We start from the raw sequence: 20279 nt of genomic DNA, 5'->3' as shown, positions 1-20279 counted from the left end.
GGGGGAAAGGGCCGCGAATAACGCGACCCTTAAGATCATCAGGCGGCTTTTTTGCCTGCACCAAAGCGGGAATAGAAGCTGTCGCCCTGTTCAGCCATCTGACGAAGCAGGGCAGGGGCGGCGAAACGGCTCCCATGTTCCGCCGTCAGACGGTCACAGATTTCGACCGCCCGTGCCGCACCCAGCATGTCCAGCCAGCCGAATGGCCCACCCGACCACGGCGCAAAGCCCCAGCCAAGGATCGCGCCCACATCGCCTTCGCGGATGTCTTCTAGCACGCCTTCTTCCAGCGCACGGACCGCTTCCAGAGTCTGTGCAAACATCAGGCGTTGCTGGACATCATGCAGGTCGGGCTGGTCGGGGCTGCGCGGGTATTGCGGGTCCAGACCGTCCCACAGGCCCTGACGTTTGCCGTCATCGCCATAGGTATAAAAGCCGGATTTCGACTTGCGGCCCATGCGGCCCTGATCGGCCATCCAGAACAGCACATCATCGACCGCGCCATCGGGATAATCCTCGCCCATGGCGGCGCGGGTGGCCTTGGCGATTTTAACGCCCAGATCGATGCTGGTTTCATCGACCAGTTGCAGCGGACCCAGCGGCATACCCATCAGCTTGGCGGCATTTTCGATCAGCGTCGGGTTCACCCCTTCGCCCACCATGCGGATGCCTTCGTTGATATAGGGAATGATACAGCGGTTGGCATAGAAGAACCGTGCATCGTTCACCACGATCGGCGTCTTGCGGATTTGGCGCACAAAATCCAGCGCCTTGGCGACGGCGACGGGGCCGGTCTGCTTGCCCTTGATGATTTCCACCAGCAGCATTTTGTCGACGGGGCTAAAGAAGTGGATGCCGATATACTGTTCTGGACGCGCGCTGGCCTTGGCCAACTGGCTGATCGGCAGGGTCGAGGTGTTGGTCGCAAAGATCGCGTCCTGCGGAATGACCGCCTCGGCCTTTTGGGTGACGTCGGCCTTGACCGAGGGGTCTTCGAACACCGCTTCCACGATCAGGTCACAGCCGTCCAGCGCGGCATAATCGGTGGTGGCGGTGATGCGGGACAGAACCTCAGCCTTTTTGTCCTCGGTCGATTTCTTGCGGCTGATGGCCTTGTCCAGCAGGGTTTCGGAATAGGCTTTGCCCTTATCCGCGCTGTCTTGTGCCGCGTCGATCAGCACGACCTGAATACCTGCCATGGCGCTGACATAGGCAATGCCCGCACCCATCATGCCAGCACCAAGGATGCCGACCTTTTTGACGGTCTGGTCAGGCGCGTCAGGACGGTTCGCGCCTTTTTCCAAGGCTTCCTTGTTGATGAACAGGCTGCGGATCATCGCGGCACTGCTGGGGTTCATCAGGATATTGGTGAACCAGCGCGCTTCGATCTTCAGCGCAGTATCAAACGGCACCATCGACCCTTCGTACACCGCTGACAACAACGCCTTGGCCGCCGGATAGACGCCCATCGTCTTGCCATGCACCATCGCCGATGCACCGACAAAGGTCATGAATCCCGCCGGATGAAAGGGTTCCCCGCCGGGCATTTTATAGCCTTTGGCATCCCACGGCTTGACCAGATCGGCGTCCGATGCGTTCAGCACCCATTCGCGGGCGGCGGCCATCGGGTCTTCGCTGACCTCGTCGATCAAACCGGCGGATTTGGCTTTTTTAGGGTCTGACAGCTTGCCTTCCAGCAGGAAGGGGGCCGCCATCATCGCGCCCAGCTTGCGGGTCAGACGGGTGGTGCCGCCCGCGCCGGGGAAAATACCGACCATAATTTCCGGCAGGCCGATCTTGGCGCGGGGATTGTCGGCGGCAAAGATGCGATGCGTCGCCAGCGGCAGTTCCAGCCCGATGCCAAGTGCCGTCCCCGTCAGAACCGAGGCGATGGGCTTGCCACCCTTTTTGGTCTTGCGGTCCATACCTGCCAGCTCGATCTTGCGCAGCAGGTGGTGCAGCGTCATGACGCCGTCAAAGACCCCCTGCGCGCCGCCATTTTCTTTCATGCCCGCAATGACATTCAGGTCCATGCCGCCGGCAAAGTCTTTTTTACCGCTGGTGATGATGATGCCTTTAACCGCCTCATCCGCCAGCGCGGTGTCGATCAGCCCGTCCAGTGCGGTCGCGCCGTCCATCGACAGCACGTTCATGGATTTTCCCTGAACGTCCCAAGTGATAATCGCAACGCCGTCGGCGTCTGTCTGCATCGTGAAATCGGTCATGTTTTGGCTCCTCACACGCGCTCGATGATGGTGGCCGCGCCCATGCCGGACGCGATGCACAGGGTGGCAAGGCCGATCTGCTTGTCCTGACGTTCCAACTCGTCCAGCAGCGTGCCGATGATGATTGCGCCGGTGGCACCCAAGGGGTGGCCCATGGCGATGGCACCGCCGTTCACGTTGACCTTGGCGTGATCGACATCGAAGGCCTGCATGAAGCGCAGCACGACGGATGAAAACGCCTCGTTTACTTCGAACAGGTCGATGTCGCTGATCGACATGCCGCTGTCTTTCAGGATTTTCTCGGTCACGGGCACGGGGCCGGTCAGCATGATCGTGGGATCGGTGCCGATCTTGGCGGTGGCGCGGATGCGGGCGCGGGGCTTCAGCCCGTGCGCCTTGCCGAATTCCGCATTACCGATCAGCACGGCGGCTGCGCCATCGACGATGCCGCTGGAATTGCCCGCGTGGTGGATGTGGTCGATATGGGTCAGATGCGGGTATTTCAGCATCGCGACCTTATCAAAGCCGGGCATCATCTCGCCCATTTCCTTGAAGGCGGGCTTCAGCTTGGCAAGATCGTCCATACCGGTGCCGGGGCGCATATATTCGTCGCGGTCAAGGATGGTCAGGCCGTTCTGGTCCAGAACCGGCACGATGGATTTGCTGAAACGGCCTTCTTCCCATGCACGGGCGGCGCGGCGCTGGCTTTCGACGGCCAGCTTGTCGGCATCGTCGCGGCTGATGCCGTATTCGGTGGCGATGATATCGGCACTGATCCCCTGCGGCACGAAATAGGACCGCATGGCCAGACCGGGGTCGACCGCAATGGCAGCGCCATCGCTGCCCATACCAACGCGGCCCATCATTTCAACACCGCCGGCGATATAGGCCTGACCTGCGCCGCCCTTGATCTGGTTGGCGGCCAGATTGACAGCCTCCATCCCCGATGCACAGAAGCGGTTGATCGACAGACCGGGGATGCGTTCATCCAGATCCGAGGCCAGAACCACGGACCGTGCCAGACAGCCGCCCTGTTCCTTGACCTGGGTGACATTGCCCCAGATCACATCCTCGACCGCGTGGCCTTGCAGGTTGTTGCGCTCCTTGACGGCGTTCAGCAAACGGGCTGACAGCGCCAGCGAGGTGACCTCGTGCAGGCTGCCATCGGGGCGGCCCTTGCCGCGCGGCGTGCGGGCGGCGTCATAGATATAGGCGTCGGTCATATGTCCTCCTTGGGTGCCCGGTCGGATGGTTTGCCAGGCATCAGATCATAGGGGTGTTTCCAGCCGGGCAGGGCGGCGATGCCATCCAGCCAGCGGTCGATATTGGGCCAATCCGCGCGATCAAAGCCGTAAGGCTCGGGGTAATACAGATAACCGCACAGCGCGAAATCGGCGATGGTGGGGTCGCTATCGGCCACCCAGTCGCGTCCGGTCAGATGGGTGTCCAACACCTGCAATGCGCCCTTCAGGCGGCCTTGCAGGAATTCGGCGGCACCCACCGGGCGTTTGTCCGCAGGGATCAGGTTCAGCAAGAACCGCGCCTGACCCGCCGAGGCCGATACTTTATGGTTGTCGAACATCAGCCAGCGCAGGGTTTCGTTACGGTCGCGGCCCATGAAACGGCCGGTTTTTTCCGCGACATGCATCTGGATGACCGCCGATTGCGTCAGGCTCAGGTCGCCATCGCGAAAAACCGGAACCTCACCCATGGCATTGATGGCCTTGAATTCGGGGCTGCGGGCTTCGCCGTTGAAGAAGTCGACGAAGACCGGCGACCAGTCATAGCCAGCCAGTTCCAGCGTCAGCGCCGCCTTATAGGCATTGCCCGATTCACCAAAGCACCAGAGTTGAGCGGTCATATATGTTCCTTACGCAGGGCCACAGCCAGAACCGGACAGGGGCGCAGGTCGCGCCCCTGTGGTGATCGGGGATCAGAAGGCGTTCTGATCCAGCTCCATCACGGTTTCCGAACCGGACTGGATGCGGGCCAGATGGGTCGCGGTCATCGGTAGCTGACGCTTCATATAGTAACGGCCCGTGACCAACTTGGTCTTCAGGAAGTCCGCATCACCGGTTCCAGCATCCAGACCCTCCTGCGCGGCAACGGCCATTTTGGCCCACATGAAGCCTAGTGTGACATGGCCGAACATATGCATGAAGTCATACGAACCGGCCAAAGCGTCATTGGGGTTCTTCATCCCGCGTTCCATAAAGAACATGGCCGCCGATTGCAGATCCTTGGAGGCTGCTTTCAAAGGCGTGATGAAATCGGCATCCAGCTTTTCGTTGGCCGCATGTTCCTTGCAGAAGGATTTGATCATGTCAAAGAACGCCATGACATGCTTGCCACTGTCCTGTGCCAGCTTGCGACCGACCAGATCCAATGCCTGCACGCCATTCGCGCCTTCGTAAATCATGGTGATGCGCGCATCGCGGACGAATTGCGACATGCCCCATTCTTCGACATAGCCATGACCGCCAAAGACCTGTTGGGCCTGAACCGCAGTGTCAAAACCCTTGTCGGTCAGAAAGCCTTTGATGACGGGGGTCATCAGCGACACCAGACCTTCGGCCTCGGCGTCATTGGCCAGATGGCTGCGGTCAATCAGATGTGCGCCCCAGATGGTCAGCGCACGGGCACCTTCCAGAAACGACTTCTGGTCCATCAGGCTGCGGCGGATGTCGGGATGCACGATCAGCGGATCGGCAGGCCCCGACGGGTTCTGTGCGCCAGTGACAGCACGACCCTGCAGGCGGTCTTTGGCATAGGCCACCGCGTTCTGATAGGCGGGCACCGCGCAGGCATAGCCTTGCAGGCCGACGCCGATCCGTGCCTCGTTCATCATGGTGAACATGGCGCGCATGCCTTTGTGCAGATCGCCCAGCAGCCAGCCCTTGGCGCTGTCATAGTTCATGACGCAGGTGGCATTGGCATGAATGCCCATCTTTTCTTCCAGCGATCCGACCGAGACGCCATTGCGTTCCTCGACCGAGCCGTCGTCCTTCACAAGGAATTTCGGGACGATGAACAGGCTGATACCCTTGGTGCCCGCGCCACCACCGGGGGCTTTGGCCAGCACCAGATGGATGACGTTTTCCGCCAGATCGTGGTCGCCAGCCGAAATAAAGATCTTCTGGCCAGTGATCAGATAGCTGCCGTCATCCTGCGGTTCGGCCTTGGTGCGCAACATGCCCAGATCGGTTCCGCAATGCGGTTCCGTCAGGTTCATGGTGCCGGTCCAGTCACAGCTGACCATCTTGGGCAGATAGGTCTGCTTCTGTTCGTCGGTGCCATGGGCATGGATGGCCGAATAGGCGCCATGCGTCAGGCCCTGATACATGTTGAAGGCCATGTTCGCCGATACGAACATCTCGCCCGTGGCGACGCCCATGGTATAGGGCATGCCCTGACCGCCATATTCAGGGTCGCAATCCAGTGCGGTCCAGCCGCCCTCTTTCATGGCCTTGAAAGCTGCGTCGAATCCGTCGGGGGTGCGGACAACGCCGTTTTCCAATACACAGCCCTGCTGGTCGCCAGACAGGTTCAGCGGTGCCAGTACATCGGCGGCCAGTTTGCCTGCCGCATCCAGCACGGCCTCGGTAAAATCGCGGTCCAGTTCGTCGTGACCGGCAAGATCGCTGTTCGACAGTTTCAAGACGTCGTGCAGCACGAATTGCAGATCGCGGATCGGCGGGTTGTAGATCGGCATGGCGTTATCCTGTTGGCTGTTCGTGGGACGCGGCGGCAAGCCGGATTTCAGCGTCGGAGATCTGCGTCTTGAGGTCGGCAATCGCCTCGCTCAGTTCCGCAAATTGCTGTTCCATGTCGGACAGACGCGCCCTTCCAACCTCGATCGTGGCCGCGATCTGGGTGCTGTTGGAGCTGCCGTGGGCATAAAGCTCCAGCAGTTGGCGGATCTGTTCCAAGCTGAACCCGAAACGCTTACCCCGCAGGATCAGCGTCAGCCTTGCTCGGTCACGCCGGTCATAAAGGCGGTGCTGTCCCCTGCGTTGGGGAAAGATCAGCTCGCGCGCTTCGTAAAAGCGAAGCGTGCGGGGCGTCACCTCGAATGTGTCGCACATCTGGCGAATGGTCATCAGCTCTTCGGACATGGTGGGCGGCTCCTCCTCCTGAAAACCCGGCGTTCCGTCCTTGTCCTGAAGATAGGCGCAAGTTGACGCGAACGTAAGCAAGACGCGGCGTCACGACAGGCATCTGCCGTGGCGTCATTCCATACGGGACAGTTCACCGGCACTGGTCTGTCGCAGTTGCGCCAGATCGGCGCGGGCGGCCTGCATATCCTTGATCTGCTGGTCCAGAACATCCAGCTGGCGCTGGGCCATTTCAATCCAGACCTGATATTGTTCCCTGGACCCTTTCTTATCATAGATCTGCAGCCACTGGCGGATATCTTCCAGACTGAACCCGAAGCGCCGGCCCCGCAGGATCAGCGTCATGCGGGCCACCTCGCGCGAGCCATAGAAGCGGGCGCGGCCTTCCTTATGCGGCTTCAGCAGTTCGATATATTCATAATAGCGCAGCGTTCGCGGTGTGACGTCGAAACGCGCGCACATTTCCTTGAAGCTGATCTGGTCTTCGGGCATCTGCGCCTCCTCGACGAATTCCCTTTGCGTAAACTTAAGTGCTGTCCGTGCTTTTCTCAACCGAATCGCGCATGAGGGTTGAGTGCGCCCCCCCGCGACGGCTAAGCATCAGGAAACACGCAGGAGACATGGATGTCCGACCCGACCGAGGCCAGCAGCGATGCCGATAAGGCAGATCGCACACGCATTGCCCAGCAGTTCATCGAGGCAATCCCCCATGCCCGCGCCCTTGACATGCGCGTCGATGATCTGGGCGAAGGGCGGGCCGTGATCAGCATGCCATGGGCCGAACATCTGGTCGGTGATCCGCGCACCGGTGTCATCCACGGCGGTGTTGTCTTCACGCTGATGGACACCTGCTGCGGGGCGGCGGTGATCCTGCACCCCTCAAACCCGAAATCCACAGCGACGATCGACTTGCGCATTGATTACATGCGGACCGCAACGCCGGGCCAGCGCATCTCCGCACGGGCCGAATGTTACCATATGACCCGAAGTGTGGCGTTCATGCGTGCCGTCGCACTGGATGAAGACAGCGACAACCCCGTGGCGACCGCAACCGCCGCCTTCACGGTAGAGAGGTGATCATGGGCGACCGCAACGAACCGCTGCAACAGATCAAGGCGCGTCGTGATTCGGCGCTGAACGCGCTGGTCAAAGGCGTTCCCTATATCGGCTGGCTGGGCATCCAGTTCGACCGGCGCGGGGACGAACTGACCGCGACCATGCCCTATGACGGCAAGCTGATCGGCAACCCCCGCCTGCCTGCCATCCACGGCGGCGTGACAGCAGCCTTTCTTGAGGTTGCGGCCATTATCGAGCTGTCATGGGCCGGCATGTGGGAGGATCTGGAATCGGGACGTATCGCCCCCGATGCCGCCATCCCCGACAGCCTGCCGCGCCTGCCCAAGACCATCGATTTCACCGTCGATTACCTGCGGTCGGGCCTGCCGCGGGATGTCTATGCCCGCGCCCGCGTCGTGCGGTCGGGGCGGCGCTATGCTTCGGTTCAGGTCGAGGCGTGGCAGGACAACCGTGCCCGCCTGATCGCACAGGCGACCGGCCATTTCCTGATGCCGCAGCCATAAGATGCAAGGCCCCGTGTTGACGCATCGACGCGTCCTGAACATCGCCGTGCCGATCGTGCTGTCGAACCTGACCGTCCCATTGCTGGGGCTGGTCGATACCGGCGTCGTCGGCCAATTGGGACTGCCCGAGGCGATTGGCGCGGTCGGCATCGGTGCGGTGATCCTGACATCCATCTATTGGGTGTTCGGGTTCCTGCGGATGGGCACATCGGGGCTGGTGGCGCAAAGCCACGGTGCCGGTGATCAGGCGGAGGTCGGGGCACATCTGCTGCGTGCATTGGCCATTGCTGCGGTGGCGGGGCTTGTCTTTATCGCGCTGCAGGTGCCGATTTTCTGGGCCGCTTTCCAGCTGGCCCCTGCGTCCGATGCGGTGGAAACGCTGGCCCGCGACTATCTGGCCATCCGCATCTGGGGGGCGCCTGCGACCATCGGGCTTTATGCGATCACCGGCTGGCTGATCGCTGTGGAACGCACCCGCGCGGTGTTGGCGCTGCAATTGCTGCAAAACGGGCTGAACGTGGGCTTGGACATCTGGTTCGTGCTGGGCTTGGGCCTTGGGGTCAGCGGCGTTGCATGGGCCACGCTGGCGGCGGAACTGGCGGGACTGGCGCTTGGCCTGTGGCTGGCGCGGCATGTGCTGGCCCGTGCCATCAGGTCGGCCCGCGACACCGCCAGCCTGTTTGCGCGCGCCAAGATCGACCGTCTGGCGCGGGTGAACACCGATATTATGATCCGGTCCGTGCTACTGCAGGGTTGCATGACCAGCTTTCTGTTTCTGGGCGCGGGGCAGGGCGATGTGCCGCTGGCAGCCAATCAGGTGCTGTTGCAATTCATGGCGCTGACGGCCTTTGCGCTGGACGGCTTTGCCTTTGCCGCCGAAAGCCTTGTGGGGCAGGCGGTCGGCGCACACCGCCCCGACCGCGTGCGACGGGCATCCATCCTGACCTCGCAATGGGGTCTGGGTGGGGCGGTCGCGCTGGGGCTGGTGTTTATCATCGCGGGCGGACCGATCATCGACATCCTGACCACATCCCCGCAGGTGCGGGCCGAGGCGCGGGTCTATCTGCCGTGGCTGGGGCTTGCGCCGTTGATCGGGGTGGCGGGTTGGATGCTGGACGGGATCTTTATCGGCGCGACGCTGACACGCGATATGCGTAATGCGATGGTGCGATCGGTGGCGGTTTTCGTGGTGGGGGTGCTGGTCCTGCCGCCGATCTGGGGCAACCACGGGCTGTGGGCGGCGCTGATGGCGCTGAACACCGCGCGGGCCGTAACCATGATGCGCCGCTATCCCCGCGCCGAGGCGGCGGCACAGCAGGCATGAAAAAAGGGGCGTCGCCGCCCCTTTCTAGCGAATTTCCATCGACCTCAGGCTTCGTCGACGACCTGATGGCGTGCCGTGTCCATCAATTCGGCCATTTTGGCGCGGATTGTGGCCTCGTCAGTTTTGCCGTCCAGATCGGTCTGGATCTTGCGGAAGACATCTTCCTCGCCCGGTTCCTCGAAATCCGATGCAACAACGGTCATGGCATAGGTGCGGGCATCATCGCCGGATTTTCCCAGCAATTCCGCGGCCCATTCGCCAAGCAAACGGTTGCGGCGGGCTTCGGCCTTGAAGCGCAGATCGGCGTCATGGGCGAATTTCGCCTCATAGGCGCGCTCACGGTCGTCAAACGTGGACATGTGTCCCTCCTGCTGTGACTTGCTTTTGATATGCCTATTCGCACGCCATCTCGCAAGCCTCGTATTGCCCCCAGATGCCTTTCTGCGCTAAGCCGCGTCTTTGAGAGACATCCGAAAGGACGGTGGGGCAATGGCACCGCGGCGCAAGAAGGTTTACGAAGGCAAAGCCAAGGTTCTGTACGAAGGTACGGAACCGGGGACGCTTATCCAGTACTTCAAGGATGATGCGACAGCCTTCAATGCCCAGAAAAAGGCAACGATCGAGGGCAAGGGCGTGTTGAACAACCGCCTGTCCGAGTTCTTTATGCAGGGCCTGACGAATGTCGGCGTCCCCAACCACTTCATCCGGCGCCTGAACATGCGCGAGCAGCTGATCCGTCAGGTCGAGATCGTGCCGCTGGAAGTGATTGTGCGTAATTTTGCGGCAGGCTCGATTTCCAAGCGCCTTGGTCTGGAAGAGGGCACATTGCTGCCCCGTCCGATCGTCGAATACAGCTTCAAGAACGACGAGCTGGGCGATCCGATGGTGTCGGAAGAATATATCATCGCCTTCGGTTGGGCCACGCAGCAGGATCTGGACGACATCGTGTCGCTGGCCCTGCGCGTCAACGATTTCCTGTCGGGCGTCTTCTACGGCGCGGGCATCAAGCTGATCGACTTCAAGATCGAGCTGGGCCGCGTCTGGGAAAACGACTTCATGCGTCTGATCGTGGCCGATGAAATCAGCCCCGACAGCTGTCGCTTGTGGGACGTCAAAACCGGTCAGAAGCTGGATAAAGACGTGTTCCGTCGTGATCTGGGCAACCTGACCGACGCCTATACCGAAGTGGCGCGTCGGCTGGGTCTGATGCCCGCCAATACGACCAGCCTGAAACCGACCGAGATCAACTGAAGGAAGCCTGCGATGAAAGCCCGTGTCACCATCCTGCTGAAAGACGGTGTTCTGGACCCGCAGGGCGAGGCGATCCGCCACGCACTTGGCGGTCTTGGCCATGACGGCGTTACCGGCGTCCGTCAGGGCAAGCTGATCGAACTGGACCTGACCGCAACCGATGCCGAAGCCGCCCGTGCGGAAGTGGCGAAGATGTGTGAAGGCCTGCTGGCCAATACCGTGATCGAAAAATACTCGATCGAGATTGTATAACAGGCTGCGATGACGCTGCGGCAACTTGGTCTTATGATCAAGTTGCCGCAAGTCCCCGTTGCAAAATCGAGGCGTTTGACGCCCAATGCGCGGATGATGAACAAACTTACCACCCCCTCCGACACGACCACGCCGGTCATCCAGATCAACGGACTGCACAAGTCCTATGGCCAGCTTGATGTGCTGAAGGGCGTGTCCATGACCGCCCCGCGCGGTCATGTCATCAGCCTGATCGGATCATCGGGTTCCGGTAAATCCACCCTGCTGCGGTGCTGTAACCTGCTGGAAAACAGTCAGGCCGGCGATATCCTGTTCGACGGAGAAGCGGTGCGCTGGAAAGGACAGGGCCTTGACCGCACGCCCTCCGACCGCGCGCAAGTCACGCGGTTCCGCACCAATCTGTCGATGGTCTTCCAGCAGTTCAACCTGTGGGCCCATATGACGATCCTGCAAAACGTCATGGAAGCGCCGCTGACGGTTCTGGGCGAAGACCGCCCCAAGGTCGAGGCTCGCGCACGCGCCCTGCTGGACAAAGTCGGCATTGGCGACAAATGCGACGCATGGCCCGCACAGCTGTCGGGCGGACAACAGCAGCGCGCCGCCATTGCCCGCGCTTTGTGCATGCAGCCGACGGCGCTGTTGTTTGACGAACCGACCAGTGCGCTGGACCCTGAATTGCAGCAGGAAGTCGTCAAGGTTATAAAGGATTTGGCCAGTGAGCATCGGACGATGATACTGGTCACGCATGACATGCGGCTGGCCGCCGATGTCAGCGATCACGTCGTGTTCCTGCATCAGGGCGTGATCTGTGAAGAAGGCCCGCCATCTCAGTTGTTCGGCAACCCGCAGACCGACCGTTTGCGCCAGTTTCTGTCCGCCACGATGGTTAACTAAAAAAAATAATACCAACAGGAGACTATGTCAGAATGAAACCTCTGATCATCGCAGCCACCGCCTTGGCCCTGACCGCAGGTCTGGCCCAAGCCGAAACGATTCGCATGGGCACCGAAGGCGCCTATGCCCCCTATAATTTCATCGATGACGCGACCGGCGAAGTCACCGGTTTCGAAATCGAGCTGGGCAACGAACTTTGCGCCCGCGCCGAGCTGGACTGCACTTGGGTCCGCAACGACTGGGATTCGATCATTCCGAACCTGGTGTCGTCGAATTATGACACAATCATGGCCGGCATGAACATCAACGAAGAACGCAAGGCGGTCATCCAGTTCACCCAGCCCTATACCCCTGCGATGCCTTCGGCCTATGCGGCACTGGCGGCGGATGTGGATGTCGAAGGCGGCATCATTGCAGCCCAGACCAGCACCATTCAGGCCAGCCATATTGCCGAAACCGGCGCGACGCTGCTGGAATACCCGACCCCCGACCAGACGGTCGCTGCGGTGCGTAACGGCGAAGCCGATGCTGTTTTCGCCGACCGCGACTTCCTTGCCCCCATCGTCGAGGAATCGGGTGGCGAGCTGGTCTGGGTTGACGGTTTCGACAAGGTCACCCTTGGCGAAGGCATCGGCATGGGCCTGCGCCAGTCCGACAACGAACTGAAAGACACCTTCGACGCCGTCATCACCGAAATGAAGGAAGATGGCAGCCTGAACGAATTGATCATCAAGTGGTTCGGCGACGACGCCCTGACCTTCGAGTGACATGACCCGCCGCTGCGGTTTCCGGACCGCAGCGGCCATCCGGGATATCAGATGTTTTCCTATTGCACCGATCCATCCTTGCTTGAAGGGTCTGCCTGGCTGTCATGCTATCTGACATCCGGCACCCATCTGCTATTCTATGGCAGCTTCGGAACGGTGCTTTTGCTGCTGGCAATTACCGCGCCCGTCGCCTTGCTGTTCGGTTTTGGCGGTGCCATGGCATCGCGGTCGCGGATCTGGCCAGTGCGGATGTTTGGCAAGCTGTACACCTCGATGGTGCGCGGCATTCCCGACATCCTGTTTTTCCTGTTCGTGCCGATCGCGCTGGATCAGGGCTTTGAATGGATGCGTGCCAAGGCACTTTGTGCCACCGACGCGCCGATCCGGCAGGGCAATGATTTTGTCGTCTGCGCTGCGGCGAAACTTCCGCTCAGCTCCAGCCCGCCTTGGGTGCATGACACCTATGGGATCTTCCTGGCCGTTATCGCTTTTTCAGTGGTTTTCGGTGCCTTCGCGGCGAATGTGCTTTACGGCGCGATGCGGGCGGTGCCCCGCGCCCAGCTGGAAACAGCCGAGGCTTATGGCATGTCCCCGCGTCAGGTCACACGCCGCGTGCTGATCCCGCAGATGTGGACCTATGCCCTGCCGGGGCTGTCGAACCTGTGGATGATCCTGATCAAGGCAACGCCGCTGCTGTTCTTGCTGGGGGTGGAAGACATCGTCTATTGGGCGCGTGAATTGGGCGGGTCCAAGACCAGCGCCTTCAGCTATCCGCATCCTGACTGGCGGTTGTATTATTTCCTTGGAATTCTGGTGTTCTATCTGCTGATGACCTTTGTTTCCGAACGCGTTCTGGGGCGTGTCGCGCGGCGGCTGTCGCGCGGACAGGCCATGATGGGCGCGGGGGGCATCGCATGACCTGCGCGCAGACAATCACCGATTACGCCTTTCGCTCGATCGGCATGGGCGAACGCCTGTTGCCGCGTGCCGATTATACCCTGTGCCAGCAATTCACGCTGATCGGGTCCGGTCTGATCTGGAACCTCTATTTCGCGTTTCTGGCCTTGGCCTTCGGCTTTGTGCTGGCAAATGCGCTGGCCGTCGCCAAAGCCAGCCGCAACCCCTGGGCGCGCGGTCCGGCGAATGCCTTCATTTTCGTCTTCCGCGGCAGCCCGCTTTTCATCCAGTTCTTCATCGCATACGAGGCGCTGGTCCTGCTGCCACGCGCTGGCATCGATATATTTGGCATTACCATCCAGACCAGCTGGCTGACGCGGGCATGGGCGGGTGGCTTGTTCGTGCTGATCCTGAACACCGCCGCCTATTCCGCCCAGATCTTCCACGGCGCCTTGATGTCGGTCCCCAAGGGTGACGTCGAGGCGGCGGACGCTTACGGCATGACCGGCTGGACGCGTTTTCGCCGGATCATCTGGCCGACAACGATGCGCCTTGCATGGCCGTCCTATACGAACGAGGCGATCTTTCTGTTCCATGCCACGACGCTGGTCTATTTCAGCGGCTTTCCCGCGTTCCAGCAACGTGGTGATGCACTGTATTACGCCAGCTATTTTGCGGATAAGACCTTCAACCCCTTTGTGGCCTATCCGATTGCTGCCGCTTATTTCATTGCGGTGACCTTGCTGCTGATCTGGCTGTTTGGCAGGGTGAACAGGCGTCTGAACCGACATCTTCCGGGACAGGTCCGACGCGTCAAATACCGTCCCCAAATCATGAGATGACACCGATGGAATGGCTGCGTGAACACCCCGAGGTCAAGACGATCCGCGTCGCGGCTGCCGATCTGAATGGCGTGGCAAGGGGCAAGCGACTGCCCGCCAAATACGCCGACAAGCTGGTGGATGAGGGGACGAAATTTCCCTATTCGGTCCTCAATCTGGATATCTGGGGCGAAGACGTCGAAGACAGCCCGCTGGTCTTCCAGTCGGGCGATCCCGACGGCCTGCTGCTGCCGACCGAACGCGGCTTTGTCCCGATGCCGTGGCTGGAGGCTGCGCCGACCGCGCTGCTGCCCTTGTGGATGTTCCATCCCGACGGCACCCCCTATGACGGCGATCCGCGTCAGGCGCTGGCCCGCGTGGTGGAACGCTATGATGCCGCGGGTCTGGTCCCCGTCGTCGCGACCGAGCTGGAGTTTTTCCTGATCGACGACAGCGGCCGCCAGCTGCGCGTGCCGCCCAGCCCCCGTTCCGGCAAGCGCCGCACGGGCGGTGAGGTTCTGTCACTGCGGGCGCTGGATACCTTCGACCAGTTCTTCACCACGCTTTATGACGCCTGCGAATCGATGGATATTCCCGCCGATACCGCAATTTCGGAAGCAGGCCCCGGTCAGTTCGAGATCAACCTGATGCATCAGGCCGATCCGCTGAAGGCCGCCGATGACACATGGCTGTTCAAGACATTGGTCAAGGGTGTTGCCCGCAATTACGGCTTTGCCGCCAGCTTCATGGCCAAACCGTACGAGCAGTTTTCCGGCAACGGGCTGCATATGCATTTCTCGATCCTGACCAAGGATGGGCGCAACATTTTTGACAATGGCGGCGATGAAGGCACCGAGGAATTGCGTCAGGCCGTTGCCGGTTGCCTGCGCGCCATGCCCGGTTCGACCCTGCTGTTTGCGCCGCATGAAAACAGCTATGACCGTCTGGTGCCGAATGCCCACGCGCCGACCGGCATCGGCTGGGCCTATGAAAACCGCACAGCGGCGATCCGCATCCCGTCATCGGGACCCAAAGCACGCCGGATCGAACACCGCGTGGCGGGGGGCGACGTGAACCCCTATCTAACGGTCGCCGCCATCCTTGGCGCCGCGCTGAACGGCATTGAAGACAAGCTGGAAGCACCGGCACCCTTCAAGGGCAACGCCTATGACCAGAACCTTGCCCAATTGCCGGGTGATTGGGGCGCCGCCATCGAGGCCTTTGACAATTGTTCGGAAATCCGTCGCATCCTTCCGGCGCATCTGGTCGACAACTATCTGATGACCAAACGCCAAGAGCTTCACTATATGGCGGAACTTTCGGATGAGGAAACCGTCGAGCTGTATCTGGATACTGTCTGATCCGGACAAGCGGACATGAAAAAGCGGCGGGGCGATGATCGCCCCGCCGCTTTTTTGTGCCGCCAATCTTAGCCTTCGAAGTCCAGATGCTTGGTCACGCGCAGGGCGATGAAGGTACAGACCGCGCCCGACAGCAGATAGGCGCCGCCACTCCATAGACCCAAGGTGCTGGACAGCAGCAGTGCCACGACAGGCGCAAAACCCGCGCCGATTAGCCATGCGATATCCGAGGTCAGCGCCGAACCGGTATAGCGGTATTTCTTCGAGAACCGCGCCGCAACCGCACCCGAGCTTTGGCCGAAGGACAGGCCCAGAATTGCAAAGCCGGTGACCATATAGATGATCTGACCGATCGTGCCGCCATTCAGCAACAACGGTGCGAAAAGGGCAAAGACACCGATGGCGATGGAACATCTGGACAGCAGGCGCAGACGACCGATGCGGTCGGCGATGATGCCCGACACCATGACGGCAATCAAACCGACAATCGCGCCCAGAATCTCGATCGTCAGGAAGCGGGCAGGGCTTTCATCCGTGTAAAGGAAGACCCACGACAGCGGAAACACCGTCACCATGTGGAACAGCGCAAAGCTGGCCAGCGGGGTGAATGCGCCCAGCAGCAGGTTACGACGTTCGCTGACCAGAGTTTCGCTGGCACGAACCGGCGTCAGTTCCAGATTGGTGAACTGGCGTTCGTATTCGGGGGTCGCGATGATCCGAAGGCGGGCAAACAGGGCCACGACGTTGATCGCGAAGGCCACAAAGAAGGGATAGCGCCAGCCGAAATCAAGGAAGTCACGCGCGCTGAGGCTGCTGACCAGAAAGACGAACAACCCGCTGGCAACGATCAGGCCAAGCGGTGCGCCCAGCTGCGGGATCATGGCATACCAGCCCTGACGCCGCTTTGGTGCATTCATCGCCAACAGCGATGCAAGGCCGTCCCATGTGCCGCCCAATGCAAGGCCCTGACCGATCCGCAACATGGCAAGGAATACGATGGCAAACCCGCCAACCTGTTCATAGGTCGGGATAAACGCCAAAGCCGCCGTCGAGATACCCAGAAGGAACAGCGCCGAAGTCAGCTTGGCCCCGCGGCCATAGTTCTTGTCCACTAGCGTGAAGATTGCCGTGCCGAAGGGGCGGGCAATAAAGGCCAGTGCGAAAATACCGAAGGAATAGAGTGTCCCGCGCAACGGGTCGGTAAAGGAAAAGACCAGATTGGGGAATACCAGCACCGAAGCGATGGCATATACGAAAAAGTCGAAGAACTCGGATGTGCGTCCGATAATGACGCCGATGGAAATCTCGTCCGGTTCCAGCGGCACACCGTCGTCGTGCAGTGCGCGCGCGTCCTGTTCGGCGATGGTCGAGGCGTTGCTGGTCATGCCGCTGATGCTCCGTTCGCGATTGTGACTGATTAGGGCGCCGTCCTGCGCCTGTTTGATGATCATGTGCATTGGGCAAATTGTCCAATGTCGCATGTGCAGCATGGGGCGTATCTCTGCGGCCCTGACGCACCCGTGGTCGTCTTTAACCCGTCATTTCATGGACTATCGGACTGGAAACGCCTTGAAACGTTTACGCTTGATCGCTCTGTTGACCATCCCGGCTTTTCTGTCCGCATGTAAGGCGGTTGTCTTGTCGCCTGCAGGTGATGTCGCAGCGCGGCAAAGGGATGTTCTTGTCATATCAACCCTGCTGATGCTGCTGATCATTATTCCGGTGATCTGCCTTATCGTGTTCTTCGCGTGGAAATACCGCGAATCGAACAAGGACGCGACCTATGCGCCCGACTGGAACCATTCGACCAAGTTGGAACTGGTCATCTGGTCCGCGCCATTGCTGATCATCATCTGCCTTGGTGGTCTGACATGGGTCGGCACGCATCTTCTGGACCCTTATCGCAAGCTTGACCGGATTTCGCAGGATATGGTCGTCACCGACGAACATACCCCGCTTGAGGTCGAGGTGGTCGCGATGGACTGGAAATGGTTGTTCTTCTATCCCGAATACGGCTTTGCCACGGTGAATGAACTGGCCGCGCCTGTTGATCGTCCGATCGAATTCAAGCTGACCTCATCCTCGGTGATGAACGCGTTCTATATCCCGACGCTGGCCGGTATGATCTATACGATGCCCGGTATGGAAACCAAGCTGCACGGGGTGATCAATTCCGAAGGCGTCTATGACGGCTTTTCCTCCAACTATTCCGGTGCAGGCTTTTCGGGAATGCGCTTCAAGTTCCACGCGTTCGACGATGCGGGTTTTGACGAATGGGTCGCCAAGGTCAGCGCCGATACCGATACGCTGGACGATGCCGCCTATCAGGAACTTGTGAAACCGACCGAGAATGTCGCCCCGACCTATTTCGGCAGCTATTCCGACGATCTGTACCACGACATCCTGAACATGTGCACCCAAGAGGGCCAGATGTGCATGGACGACATGATGATGCGGGATATGCAGACCCAAGCGGGGGGCATGGATATGGCTGAAGGACATGGCATGGGCCATATGGATCATTCGGGCCATGATATGGGTCAGATGGACCACGCCGGTCACGACATGGATCATTCCGGCCATGATATGGGCCAGATGGATCACAGCATGGGGCAGGGCATGGATGATGACATGCAGACCGATACCCCTGAAGCCGAAAAAACCGCAACGCCTGCCGACCGGCAAGGTCTGCGCGGGCATGGATTGGGGCGTGATGTCACGCCGCTCTCCCCGCCCCAGACCGACGCCGACACCCCTGCCACAAAGTAATCGGACCGAAACATGACAACGCCTGTCTCAGATCCGGCCACATCTTTTCTGTTCGGCCGTTTAACACTTGAATCACTGCCGCTGCATGAACCCATTCTGGTGGCCACCTTCGCAATGGTGGCACTGGGCGGGATCACATTGGTGGCGGCGCTGACCTATTTCCGCCTTTGGGGCTATCTTTGGTCCCAGTGGTTCACCTCGGTCGATCATAAGAAGATCGGCATCATGTATATGATTCTGGGTGTGATCATGCTGTTGCGCGGCTTTGCCGACGCGATCATGATGCGCCTGCAGCAGGCCATGGCCTTTAACGGGTCCGAGGGTTATCTGCCCGCCCACCACTATGATCAGGTCTTCACGGCGCATGGCGTCATCATGATCTTCTTTGTCGCCATGCCGATGGTGACGGGTCTGATGAACTATGTCGTGCCGTTGCAGATCGGTGCGCGCGATGTGTCCTTTCCGTTCCTGAACAACTTCTCGTTCTGGATGACGGCAGGTGGTGCGATCATCGTGATGATGTCGCTGTTCATCGGTGAATTCGCCATGACCGGCTGGCTGGCCATGCCGCCGCTGTCCGGGGCCGAGGCGAACCCGGGTGTCGGGGTCGATTACTATATCTGGGGCCTTCAGGTCGCGGGTGTCGGGACGACCTTGTCAGGCATCAACCTGCTGGTGACCATCATCAAGATGCGCGCGCCGGGCATGACGATGATGCGGATGCCGATCTTTACCTGGACCTCGCTTTGCACGAACGTGCTGATCGTTGCATCCTTTCCGGTGCTGACAGCTGTCATGGTGCTGCTGACGCTGGACCGTTACATCGGAACCCACTTCTTTACGAACGACATGGGCGGTAACCCCATGATGTATACGAACCTGATCTGGATCTGGGGCCACCCCGAGGTTTACATTCTGATCCTGCCGGCCTTCGGCATCTTCTCCGAAGTCACCTCGGCGTTTTCGGGCAAGCGTCTGTTCGGTTATACCTCGATGGTCTATGCGACCGTCTGTATCACCATCCTGTCCTATCTGGTCTGGCTGCACCACTTCTTCACGATGGGGTCGGGCGCGTCCGTTAACTCTTTCTTCGGGATCACGACGATGATCATTTCGATCCCGACGGGGGCCAAGCTGTTCAACTGGCTGTTCACAATGTACCGCGGCCGGATCCGTTTTGATCTGCCGATGATGTGGACCATCGCCTTCATGATCACCTTTACCGTGGGTGGTATGACGGGCGTGTTGCTGGCTGTTCCGCCCGCCGACTTTGTTCTGCACAACTCGCTGTTCCTGATTGCCCACTTCCACAATGTGATCATCGGTGGCGTGCTGTTCGGTCTGTTCGCAGGCATGAACTATTGGTTCCCCAAAGCCTTCGGGTTCAAGCTGGATGAATTCTGGGGCAAGATCTCGTTCTGGTTCTGGGTTGCGGGTTACTGGTTCGCCTTTACGCCGCTTTACGTGCTGGGCCTGATGGGCGTGACGCGCCGGATGCGGGTGTTTGACGACCCCAGCCTGCAGATCTGGTTCCTGATTGCCGCCTTTGGTGCGGGTCTGGTGGCCATCGGTATTGCAGCCTTCCTGATCCAGATTGCCGTGTCGGTCCGTGATCGCAAGAAAAACCGCGATGTGACGGGCGATCCATGGCAAGGCCGGACGCTGGAATGGGCGACCTCTTCGCCGCCGCCGGATTACAACTTTGCCTTCACGCCGGTCGTTTACGACATCGACGCGTGGCATGACATGAAGACGCATGGATACGAACGCCCCCTGTCGGGATACGAGGCAATCCATATGCCCAAGAACACCGGTGCCGGTGTCATCATTGCCGGACTTAGCGTAGCCCTTGGCTTTGCCCTGATCTGGTACATCTGGTGGCTGGCTGTGGTGTCCTTTGTCGGCATCCTTGCTGTGGCAATCGGCCATACCTTCAACACCAAGCGCGACTTCTATATTCCGGTCGAAACCGTGATCGACAGCGAAGCCAAGCGCACCAAGCTTATCGAAAGCGGGGCATAAG

20 protein-coding genes are annotated in these 20279 nt (G+C 60.0%); 12 read left to right on the top strand and 8 right to left on the bottom strand.

Annotated elements, in window-relative coordinates; genetic code table 11:
- Positions 1-38: 38 nt before the first annotated feature.
- The 6 genes from DWB67_RS03355 to DWB67_RS03330 all read right to left on the bottom strand — a co-directional run bounded on the left by DWB67_RS03355 (position 39) and on the right by DWB67_RS03330 (position 6832).
- Entirely contained in the window at positions 39-2225 is a 2187-nt protein-coding gene (locus tag DWB67_RS03355) for a 3-hydroxyacyl-CoA dehydrogenase NAD-binding domain-containing protein (RefSeq protein ID WP_119806054.1), read from the bottom strand.
- 11 nt (positions 2226-2236) lie between these two features.
- Positions 2237-3448, bottom strand: a complete 1212-nt coding sequence (locus tag DWB67_RS03350) for an acetyl-CoA C-acetyltransferase (RefSeq protein WP_119806053.1) — start codon at positions 3446-3448, stop codon at positions 2237-2239.
- Positions 3445-4086 carry a glutathione S-transferase family protein gene (locus DWB67_RS03345; protein ID WP_119806052.1) on the bottom strand — a complete coding sequence of 214 codons (642 nt, stop codon included), beginning with the start codon at positions 4084-4086 and terminating at the stop codon, positions 3445-3447. The genes DWB67_RS03350 and DWB67_RS03345 overlap by 4 nt, the downstream gene beginning before the upstream one ends.
- 72 nt (positions 4087-4158) lie before the next feature.
- Positions 4159-5937: an acyl-CoA dehydrogenase C-terminal domain-containing protein gene (locus DWB67_RS03340; protein WP_119806051.1), complete on the bottom strand. Its 1779-nt coding sequence runs from the start codon at positions 5935-5937 to the stop codon at positions 4159-4161.
- Positions 5938-5941: 4 nt separating this feature from the next.
- On the bottom strand, positions 5942-6340 hold the full coding sequence (locus DWB67_RS03335; protein ID WP_119806050.1) for a MerR family DNA-binding transcriptional regulator: 399 nt from the start codon (positions 6338-6340) through the stop codon (positions 5942-5944).
- 114 nt (positions 6341-6454) lie between these two features.
- Positions 6455-6832, bottom strand: a complete 378-nt coding sequence (locus DWB67_RS03330; RefSeq protein ID WP_119806049.1) for a MerR family DNA-binding transcriptional regulator — start codon at positions 6830-6832, stop codon at positions 6455-6457.
- Positions 6833-6964: 132 nt separating this feature from the next.
- Here DWB67_RS03330 and DWB67_RS03325 point away from each other — a divergent pair, with 132 nt between their 5' ends.
- From DWB67_RS03325 to DWB67_RS03315, 3 genes are read left to right on the top strand one after another with little or no spacing between them, the layout of a single operon-like run.
- A complete protein-coding gene (locus DWB67_RS03325) occupies positions 6965-7417 on the top strand; it encodes a PaaI family thioesterase (protein WP_119806048.1) in 453 nt (150 codons plus the stop codon).
- A 2-nt stretch (positions 7418-7419) separates the two neighbouring features.
- Positions 7420-7920: a PaaI family thioesterase gene (locus DWB67_RS03320; RefSeq protein ID WP_370453558.1), complete on the top strand. Its 501-nt coding sequence runs from the start codon at positions 7420-7422 to the stop codon at positions 7918-7920.
- A 1-nt stretch (position 7921) separates the two neighbouring features.
- The gene (locus DWB67_RS03315) at positions 7922-9244 is read left to right on the top strand and encodes an MATE family efflux transporter (protein WP_119806047.1); all 1323 of its coding nucleotides are present in this window, start codon (positions 7922-7924) and stop codon (positions 9242-9244) included.
- Positions 9245-9288: 44 nt separating this feature from the next.
- Here DWB67_RS03315 and DWB67_RS03310 read toward each other — a convergent pair whose 3' ends face one another.
- Entirely contained in the window at positions 9289-9603 is a 315-nt protein-coding gene (locus tag DWB67_RS03310; RefSeq protein ID WP_119806046.1) for a DUF1476 domain-containing protein, read from the bottom strand.
- Positions 9604-9733: 130 nt separating this feature from the next.
- Here DWB67_RS03310 and purC point away from each other — a divergent pair, with 130 nt between their 5' ends.
- From purC to DWB67_RS03275, 7 genes are all read left to right on the top strand, one after another.
- Complete coding sequence (purC, locus tag DWB67_RS03305; RefSeq protein ID WP_119806045.1) at positions 9734-10495, top strand: phosphoribosylaminoimidazolesuccinocarboxamide synthase; 762 nt, start codon at positions 9734-9736, stop codon at positions 10493-10495.
- A gap of 12 nt (positions 10496-10507) precedes the next feature.
- Positions 10508-10747 (top strand): phosphoribosylformylglycinamidine synthase subunit PurS, encoded by a 240-nt coding sequence (gene purS, locus DWB67_RS03300; RefSeq protein WP_119806044.1) that lies wholly within the window; start codon positions 10508-10510, stop codon positions 10745-10747.
- 93 nt (positions 10748-10840) lie between these two features.
- A complete protein-coding gene (locus DWB67_RS03295) occupies positions 10841-11641 on the top strand; it encodes an ABC transporter ATP-binding protein (RefSeq protein ID WP_119806180.1) in 801 nt (266 codons plus the stop codon).
- A 32-nt stretch (positions 11642-11673) separates the two neighbouring features.
- Positions 11674-12408 carry a transporter substrate-binding domain-containing protein gene (locus tag DWB67_RS03290; protein WP_119806043.1) on the top strand — a complete coding sequence of 245 codons (735 nt, stop codon included), beginning with the start codon at positions 11674-11676 and terminating at the stop codon, positions 12406-12408.
- Between the two features lie 51 nt (positions 12409-12459).
- Positions 12460-13326, top strand: coding sequence for an ABC transporter permease (locus tag DWB67_RS03285; RefSeq protein ID WP_119806042.1), 867 nt, complete (start codon positions 12460-12462; stop codon positions 13324-13326).
- On the top strand, positions 13323-14147 hold the full coding sequence (locus tag DWB67_RS03280; protein WP_119806041.1) for an ABC transporter permease: 825 nt from the start codon (positions 13323-13325) through the stop codon (positions 14145-14147). Before DWB67_RS03285 ends, DWB67_RS03280 begins: the two co-directional genes overlap by 4 nt.
- Before the next feature lie 5 nt (positions 14148-14152).
- The gene (locus DWB67_RS03275) at positions 14153-15487 is read left to right on the top strand and encodes a glutamine synthetase family protein (protein ID WP_119806040.1); all 1335 of its coding nucleotides are present in this window, start codon (positions 14153-14155) and stop codon (positions 15485-15487) included.
- 68 nt (positions 15488-15555) lie between these two features.
- On the opposite strand, the gene DWB67_RS03270 is transcribed toward DWB67_RS03275, so the two are convergent.
- Positions 15556-16872, bottom strand: coding sequence for an MFS transporter (locus DWB67_RS03270; protein WP_119806179.1), 1317 nt, complete (start codon positions 16870-16872; stop codon positions 15556-15558).
- A 160-nt stretch (positions 16873-17032) separates the two neighbouring features.
- Here DWB67_RS03270 and cyoA point away from each other — a divergent pair, with 160 nt between their 5' ends.
- Both cyoA and cyoB read left to right on the top strand, forming a co-directional pair.
- Positions 17033-18256, top strand: a complete 1224-nt coding sequence (gene cyoA, locus DWB67_RS03265) for a ubiquinol oxidase subunit II (RefSeq protein WP_119806039.1) — start codon at positions 17033-17035, stop codon at positions 18254-18256.
- A gap of 12 nt (positions 18257-18268) precedes the next feature.
- Positions 18269-20278, top strand: coding sequence for a cytochrome o ubiquinol oxidase subunit I (gene cyoB / locus DWB67_RS03260; protein WP_119806038.1), 2010 nt, complete (start codon positions 18269-18271; stop codon positions 20276-20278).
- The last annotated feature ends 1 nt before the right edge of the window (position 20279 follow it).

It is taken from the genome of Paracoccus sp. JM45, from assembly GCF_003590715.1.
Classification (GTDB): domain Bacteria; phylum Pseudomonadota; class Alphaproteobacteria; order Rhodobacterales; family Rhodobacteraceae; genus Paracoccus.
Note: the sequence above shows the minus strand (reverse complement) of the source record. Positions and strands in the feature narration are given on the sequence as shown.